Source organism: Clostridium tertium (assembly GCF_902652255.1).
GTDB lineage: Bacteria > Bacillota > Clostridia > Clostridiales > Clostridiaceae > Clostridium > Clostridium tertium_A.
Genome location: NZ_CACRTO010000009.1, coordinates 56,020 through 64,298 on the forward strand (window position 1 = coordinate 56,020; position 8,279 = coordinate 64,298).

Below are 8,279 nucleotides of genomic sequence, written 5' to 3' on the forward strand. Positions count from 1 at the left end.
AAAAGTGAATATAAAATATAGTAAAACTAAAAGCTTAATAGGTTAGAGTGAATTTATACAAAAACTTAATCAGCTATGATGAATTTTATATAAAAGCTTAAATAACTAGGAAAGAATTCTATATAATAAATTGATTAACCAGTAAAGATTTTTATGTCTGAACTTAATTTTTGAAAAGGAATTAATTATAAAAGAATTATTTATAAAAATAATAGGGGGCAATTATAAAATGAAAATAGAATCATTATTAATCCATGGTGGAATAGATGGAGATGAGAAAACAGGAGCTGTAAATATACCCATATACCAGACTTCAACTTATAAGCAACCTGAGTTTGGTGTAAATAAGGGGTATGAATATTCAAGAACAAAAAATCCAACAAGGGAGGCATTAGAAAAACTTATTTCAGAGCTTGAGGAAGGTTATGCAGGTTTTGCTTTTGCTTCAGGAATGGCAGCTACAACTGCCGTTCTTTCCCTTTTTAAATCTGGAGATACGATAGTTATTTCAAATAATTTATATGGGGGAACCTTTAGGGTTTTAGATAAGGTTTTTAATCACTTTGAAATTAAATATAAAATAGTTGATACTTCTAATTTAGCGGAAGTAAAGAAAAGTATTGATGAAGATGTAAAAGCTATTTTTATAGAAACTCCAACAAATCCTTTAATGGATATAACTGATATTAAAGGTATTTCAACTATAGCCAAGGAAAAGAACATATACACTATAGTTGATAATACTTTTATGACTCCTTACCTTCAAAAACCAATTAACCTTGGAGCTGATATAGTTGTTCATAGTGCTACTAAGTATATATGTGGACATAGTGATACAGTTTCTGGATTAGTTGTTGTTAATAATGAGGATTTAGCTAATAAACTTCATTTTATTCAAAATTCAACTGGTGGTGTTTTATCTCCTTTTGATTCATTTATGTTAATAAAAGGTCTTAAGACATTAGCTGTTAGAATGGATAGGCATAATGAAAATGCAAAGAAGGTTGCTGAATTTTTAAGAGATAGAGAAGAAGTAGAAAAGGTGTATTATCCAGGCTTTGAAAATCATCCAGGATATGAAATTCAAAAAAGACAAGCTAAGGGCTATGGTGGAATGATTTCATTTGTAATAAAAAACAGCTATGACTATAAAAAGTTTTTTAATGGACTTGAGATAATAACTTTTGGAGAAAGCTTAGGTGGAGTTGAATCATTAGCTTGTCATCCAGCTTCAATGACTCATGCTTCAATACCTTATGAAATAAGAGAAAAGGTTGGAATAGTTGATAATTTAATAAGATTATCTATTGGTATAGAAAATTTTGAAGACTTAATTAAAGATATAGAAAATGCATTAAAGGAGAGTAAGATAAATGGTTAAAGTAGAAAGTTTTTCATTAGATCACACAAAGGTTAAGGCACCTTATGTTAGAAAATGTGGCACTCAAAAAGGTGTAAAAGGAGATATAATATCAAAATTTGATTTAAGATTTATGCAGCCAAATGAAGAAGTATTGCCAAATAAAGCAATTCATAGCTTAGAGCATTTACTTGCAGGGCTTATAAGAGAAAAGATAGATAATATAATAGATATTTCACCAATGGGATGTAGGACAGGTTTTTATATGACTGTTTGGGGAGAGGTTGAAGTAGATACTGTAATAGAAGCATTAGAATATAGTTTGAGAAAAGTGCTAGATGAAGAGGAAGTTCCAGCAGCTAATGAACTTCAATGTGGCAATTACAGAGATCACTCTTTAGAACTTGCAAAGGAATATTCTAATAAAGTATTAGAGAAGGGATTTAGCAGTGAAGTATTTCGATAATATACAAGAGCTAATAGGAAATACACCTATAATTAAACTTAATAATTTAAATATTAAGGCAGGAGTTAATATATTTGCAAAACTTGAAAATAACAATCCTGGAGGAAGTGTTAAAGATAGAATAGGAATTTATATGATTGAGGCAGCTGAAAAAGAAGGAATATTAAAAAGAGGATATACAATAATTGAAGCAACTGCAGGAAATACTGGAATTGGAATAGCAATTGCAGCAATAAATAAGGGCTACAATATAATATTTGTAGTTCCTGAAAAATTCTCTATAGAAAAGCAAACTTTAATGAGGGCTTTAGGAGCTACAATTGTAAATACTCCAAGAAAGGATGGAATGCTTGGTGCTGTGGAAAAAGCTGATGAATTACTTTTAACTATAGAGAATTCAATAAGCTTAAGACAATTTGAAAATCAAGCAAATCCTCTTGCTCATTATGAGCAAACTGGGTCTGAAATATATGAAGCAATGAATGGAGAAATAGATTACTTTGTATCAGGTGCTGGAAGTGGAGGTACCTTTACTGGAGTAGTAAAGTTTTTGAAGGAGAAAAATAATAATATAAAGGCAATATTAGCAGATCCAGAAGGCTCTACCATGGGGGGAGGAATTGAAGGCTGTTATGATATAGAGGGTATAGGAAATAACTTTATTCCAAATACAATGGATATGAATCTTGTTGATAATGTTATAAAGATTTCTGATAAAGAAGCTTATGATATGGTAAAGCTAATTGCATTAAAGGAAGGAATTATTGTAGGAAGCTCTTCTGGAGCAGCTATATCAGCAACATTAAAGGTAGCAGATAAAATAGAGAAAGGTAATATAATTACTATTTTGCCTGATAGAGGAGATAGGTATTTTAGTAAAAATATTTACTAAAAGATTAAAGCAAAAAGCTGATTCATGGTAATTCATGAATCAGCTTTTATATTATCACCCAATACATATTACTGTATGTAATAGTGGGATATTCTTATGGATAATTTTATTATAAGTATGAATGTTATTTAGTCTTGTTAATGAAACCGAAGATTTCTGTACCCTTCATAGAATCTAATAACATTATTTCTTCTTCTGAAATACGTCCTAATAAGTTACGTTGACCATCCACTTCTATATCCTTTAATACGATTTGAATTTCACCAAGATAATGAGCTAGGTTATCATTAACTATTACAACATCTCCACGAGTATAGTGTGTTTTATCACATTTTCTTTCTGGAATAGATTTTCCTTTATAAATAACTCTAGTAAAGCGAGAACGAAGCATATAGTTTAAACAGTCTCCCAAATCATTATGTGTTTTGAAATCAAATAGAATTTCTTTTTCTAAATCACTAATATCTTCTTCAAGGTTAATATTAAAAGGAACTCTTTTTATTTCACCATTAGGAATAAAGTTCTTTAAGATACCAAAAGAATCATTAACTGGTACATTAATAAATACTTCTTTCAGAACACTGTCAATTGCTTTAAATTCTTCTTCACTTGCAAAGGCATTTCCTATTAATATTTCATCTACATTATTCATAACTAAACAATGTTTTAATTGAAGCTCAATTGGTAAGTTTCTATGATCTTCAATTGTTGGAAGCCCATCACTTACTGGCCAAGGTCCATGTGTTCCTTCAACTTGACTTGAAATGAAAATTCCTACTTTAATATTCTTACTTTGCCAGTAGTTATTTAAATCATTGATTTTCTCAATACTAGGTGCAGTATATCTTTGTGGGTAGAAATTGTGACAAGTTGATAAATTTTCAATGTTAGCACCATTAGCTATAGCTTTTTCAATTACATCAACAAATGATGTAGACATTTCAATATGAATTCCATCCTTATTGTTAATTAGAATGGCATCTCTTTCATCATTAAAGGCAAAGTCCATACGAATTGTGTCAATGCCCATTTCTTTGAATACAGATAAGTCGGTTTCAGTTGCGTCAATCTTTGCAAAGAATTCACCATTTGCATCACCTGATACTTCCATACCATATTTGTGAGCTACTTCAGTAAAAGATTTAAAGTAATTAATAATTTCTTCTTTTGTGCCAGGCACAGAAAATAAACTTGTAAATACCTTTGTAAAACCATATCTTGATGCAAGCTTTAGATATGCATCTATTTCCTCAATTTTTTCTTGTTCTGGATAAACAGAAACTCCTAAACGAACCATAGTATAATCCTCCTATAAATTAAATATTTTATAAATTAGAATTTTTATATATCTTTAAAATATAAAAAAACTGTTTGTCGAAGAATATAAAATACTCTTTGGCAAAACAGATTTAGCTTGTACTTAAACAGTTTATATCCACATTATAATTAAATTGTAATCATTTTCTAGGTATCAGTCAATGTTTTAAATTTAGAAGAATAAAAAAATAAGAAAGCAATATCCTATAATGACGTATAGTATTATTAGCCTTTGTTTTATTAGTTAAATCCAAATAAAGTTACAATTTTATATTTATTATTAATAGAAATATTTTTAATCATCCATGCACAAAAACAAGGAATTTATATATTATGTAATATAAGGTTTAACAAAAATATTTTAACGAGATAAAAATGGAGGAAGTGTTATTATGAGTGATAACAATCTAAATACAAATGAAACTGCAGTTATAACTGCAAATGAAAGTGCAGATTTAAGAGGACATTGTGCAGAAGTTAAGAGTATGCCACAATCTTTAACAGAACAAACTCCGGTAGCTCCTGTTGTTATTACACCAGGACCAGCAGTTGTTAAGGTTCCAGTAGTATTAGCTGAAGTAAATATAACAATCCCAGTTGAAGCTACTATCAAATTAGATCAAGAAGCTTTAGAGATTAAGAGAATTAGAAAAAATGTATTTTTAACTCAATCTAGAATTATTCCATTCTCTCAAGATGATAGATTTGGTACTGGAATACTATTTATAGCTGGCTTTATAAGAAAGAATATAGAATTTGCAACTAAAACTTGTAGAAGCTATGGTTCTCCTAATATTTGTGGAGATATAAGACATTGTACAGTTGAAGTTCCATTTAACTTCACAACAAGAATTACTTTCATTAGACCACCAGTATTCCTTGCAAACTTTGCTCCAGTTGAAGTAGAGTTCTTCTCAGATAAGAATAAGAGTTGCGATTCTTGTGCTGATCCAGTTATTGGACGTAATATTTGTGATCAAGGATTCTTTAATACAGAATTCTTCAATGAAAAGCCTTTTACTGAATTAGTAAGAGCAGACATTGCTGAAGTTGATATTCACACAGATCCTTATAAAGACTGTCATACTCCAACAGAGCAATTATTTACTAAACTTACAGAAAAAGTAGTAGTTAATTTAACACTAAAAGTATTACAAAATCAACAAGTAAGAGTTACAGCATTAAATTAATAGAGACTACGAATCTAAGAATTATAAAATCATTTTATAAGCTTTGACTATTTAACAGAATAATAATTTAAAATAAGTATATCCTCGGCAATACTTAATATAAGTGCTGCCGAGGATTGTTTTAGTTATATCATTAATAAATATAGAGTGACAATTTTAATCATACTCAATAAATAAAAGAAATGTTTTTGTTTATTCATGTACGAAAAAAGCGAAATTTGTATATCATACATTAGATATATTAATTACTTTTAATAAGATGAATATGGAGGATACCTTATAATGAATGAAAATAATAAAGACACAAATGATTTTAAAGTTGTAGCAGAACATTGTGCAACTGTTGATTCCGAGGTGCAATCATTAACTCAACAAACTCCTGTAATACCTGATGTAATTAAATGTGGACATGTATTTGTTAAAGTCCCAGTTGTATTAGCAGAGCTAAATGTAACAATTCCTGTTGAAGCTACTATCACATTAGACAGAGCAGTTATGGAAATTAAACGAATTAAAAAGAATGTATTTTTGACTCAATCTCGTATTATTCCATTTTCTCAAGATGGTAAACCTGGTACAGGAATATTATTTATAGCAGGTTTTATAAGAAAGAATATTGAATATGCAACTCAAACTTGTAGCACAGTTGGAAGTCCAAATATCTGTGGAGATATAAGGCATTGTACAGTTGAAGTACCTTTTAATTTCACAACAAGAATTACATTCATTAGAGAACCAATCTTTGATGAAAATACTATTCCAAGTGAAGTAGAATTCTTTACAGATAAACTTCGAGGTTGTGATGCTTGTGCAGATAATGTTATTGGACGTAATCCTTGTGACCAAAGTTCATTCTTTACAGAATTCTTTAATGAAAAACCTTTTACTGAATTAGTAAAAGCAGATATTACAGAAATTGATATCCACACAAATCCAACTTTAAAATGCGAAACGCCTACAGAACAAAGCTTTACTAAACTTACAGAAAAAGTAGTAGTCAATTTAACATTAAAGGTACTACAAAAGCAACAAGTAAAGATTACAGCACTATAATTATTAGATAAGTATATAAGTTGTAATAAAGTTTTTACATTTTATTCAATGTATATTTCCAACTAAAAATATTTAGAATATGGAATTATCTTGACAACTTATATATAAATATAGGGATTTAGGATTATTTAATAATAAAACAGACCTAAAACTTAATAATAGAGATTTAGGTCTGTTTTAAAATTAGATGAATATTGAAATTTACATACTTAAATTATTAAGTTCTTAAGTGGAGGAGATATTATGGAGAGAATATACAATTCAAGACGAAATTTTAATCAACTTAAGAGAAGACAGTATGATGGAAATCCTAGTAATCAGAACATGTATTATATGTATATGAGAAGATATTATGAAGAATATATCAGAAGGCAGAATAATCAATATTTATATATGAAAAATTACTATGAACAGATTATTAAAAGACAGAATAATAAATACTTAACAATGAAGAATTATTATGAAGAATATATAAAAAATCAGGATAAGTATTACCTATATTTAAAAAATCATTATGAAGAAAATAATAGAATAAGTAATGATATTATTGAAAATGAAAGAAAATATTATATAAATAATACTTCACAAAGTGAAATTCTTAGTTCTTTTAAAGATGTTAACATAAAAGATAATAATGAAAAAGTCTTTGAAGAGAATTACGAAGAGATTCTAGAAGAAAACAATAAAGAAGTTGTAAAAGATGTTGAGGAATTATTATATGAGAAGAAAGAGGAATTCTGCATAAATGACAAAAAAGAGGCTATTAATGAAGATAATAAGGAATTTATAGAGCAAAGAGATAAGGAATTTCTAAAAGAAGTTAATAGAGAATTATTAGAAGATAATAATGAAGATTCATTAAAGGAAAATAATAAAAAAATTATAAAAGATGATAGTAATTTTTTTTGTGAAAATAATGAAAAATTAATTAAGAAAAGAAGTAAAGAATTATTACAGAAAAACTCTAAAGAACTATTAGAAGAAAAAGAAGAGGGATTTTTAGTAGAAGAGGACAAAGCATCTTTAGAAGATAATGATGAAGTATGCCTAGAAAAAAGTGATAAGGAATTTATAGAACAAAGAGATAATAAATTTTTAGGAAAAGTTAATAAAGAATCTTTAGATGAAGAGTATGAGGTTGTTGTAAAAGAAAGAGATTACGAAAATAATAAGATTACTACTGAAGGTATATATATTAATCTTCCTGTTATATTGGCAGAGGCAAATATAACAATTTCTATTGAAGATACTATTAAAATAGATGGGAATATTAAGGAGATTAAACGAATTAAGATGAAAGTTTTCTTAACTCAATCACATCTTATTCCATTTTCAGCAAGCAATACGGAACCTAATACTGGAGTGCTATTTATAAAAGGTATTATTAAAAAAGATATTGAGTATGAAACTACGAATTATAATGATTTGGGAAAAGAAAATGATTTTGGGAACATGAGATATTGCACAGTTGAAGTACCTTTTAATTTCACTATAAGAATTAATTTTATTAGGCAACCAATTTTTGTTGAAAACTATACTATTAGTGAAGTAAGATTTTTAAGGAATGAAAATCAGGTATGTGAAATTAATGAAGATTCAGTTATTGGAAATGATCCATATGAACAAAGTTTTTCATCTACAGAAATCTTTAATGAAAAGCCTTTTGTTGAACTAGTAAAAGCTACATTTCTTGAAATTAATATTAATAAAAATTCGATTATGAATCAGGAAATTGATAATGAAGAAGGAATTAATAAAATTAAAGAAAAGGTCATTGTGAATCTAATGATAAGAGTATTACAAAATCAACAGTTAAAAGTAGAAGTAGAACAAGATTTAAATTGAAAAAATATCAAGATAAAATGAGTATAATAGAGAATATCTAAAAATTTGTGTAAATAATAAATTTAGTTTACTAATATAACTGGAAATTTTATTTCCAGTTATATTTTTGTTTACTTATTGAAATAATAATACTGGGCTTTTATACATTTTTAGTTT

Annotated in this window: 7 protein-coding genes; 6 read left to right on the forward strand and 1 reads right to left on the reverse strand. The window is 27.8% G+C overall.

What is annotated here, in order from left to right; all coding sequences use genetic code 11:
- Positions 1-229: 229 nt before the first annotated feature.
- The 3 genes from GPX08_RS04445 to GPX08_RS04455 are packed head-to-tail and all read left to right on the forward strand — an operon-like array spanning position 230 to position 2,718.
- Positions 230-1,381, forward strand: coding sequence for an aminotransferase class V-fold PLP-dependent enzyme (locus tag GPX08_RS04445; RefSeq protein WP_156625646.1), 1,152 nt, complete (start codon positions 230-232; stop codon positions 1,379-1,381).
- Positions 1,374-1,826, forward strand: a complete 453-nt coding sequence (locus GPX08_RS04450; RefSeq protein ID WP_156625647.1) for an S-ribosylhomocysteine lyase — start codon at positions 1,374-1,376, stop codon at positions 1,824-1,826. Before GPX08_RS04445 ends, GPX08_RS04450 begins: the two co-directional genes overlap by 8 nt.
- Entirely contained in the window at positions 1,810-2,718 is a 909-nt protein-coding gene (locus GPX08_RS04455) for a cysteine synthase (protein WP_156625648.1), read from the forward strand. Before GPX08_RS04450 ends, GPX08_RS04455 begins: the two co-directional genes overlap by 17 nt.
- A 124-nt stretch (positions 2,719-2,842) precedes the next feature.
- On the opposite strand, the gene GPX08_RS04460 is transcribed toward GPX08_RS04455, so the two are convergent.
- A complete protein-coding gene (locus GPX08_RS04460; protein ID WP_156625649.1) occupies positions 2,843-4,015 on the reverse strand; it encodes a DUF871 family protein in 1,173 nt (390 codons plus the stop codon).
- Positions 4,016-4,427: 412 nt separating this feature from the next.
- Between GPX08_RS04460 and GPX08_RS04465 the strand changes: the two genes are divergently transcribed.
- The 3 genes from GPX08_RS04465 to GPX08_RS04475 all read left to right on the forward strand — a co-directional run bounded on the left by GPX08_RS04465 (position 4,428) and on the right by GPX08_RS04475 (position 8,123).
- The gene (locus tag GPX08_RS04465) at positions 4,428-5,225 is read left to right on the forward strand and encodes a hypothetical protein (RefSeq protein WP_156625650.1); all 798 of its coding nucleotides are present in this window, start codon (positions 4,428-4,430) and stop codon (positions 5,223-5,225) included.
- Positions 5,226-5,507: 282 nt separating this feature from the next.
- The gene (locus GPX08_RS04470) at positions 5,508-6,278 is read left to right on the forward strand and encodes a hypothetical protein (protein ID WP_156625651.1); all 771 of its coding nucleotides are present in this window, start codon (positions 5,508-5,510) and stop codon (positions 6,276-6,278) included.
- A gap of 243 nt (positions 6,279-6,521) precedes the next feature.
- Positions 6,522-8,123, forward strand: a complete 1,602-nt coding sequence (locus tag GPX08_RS04475; RefSeq protein WP_156625652.1) for a hypothetical protein — start codon at positions 6,522-6,524, stop codon at positions 8,121-8,123.
- Positions 8,124-8,279: the final 156 nt, after the last annotated feature.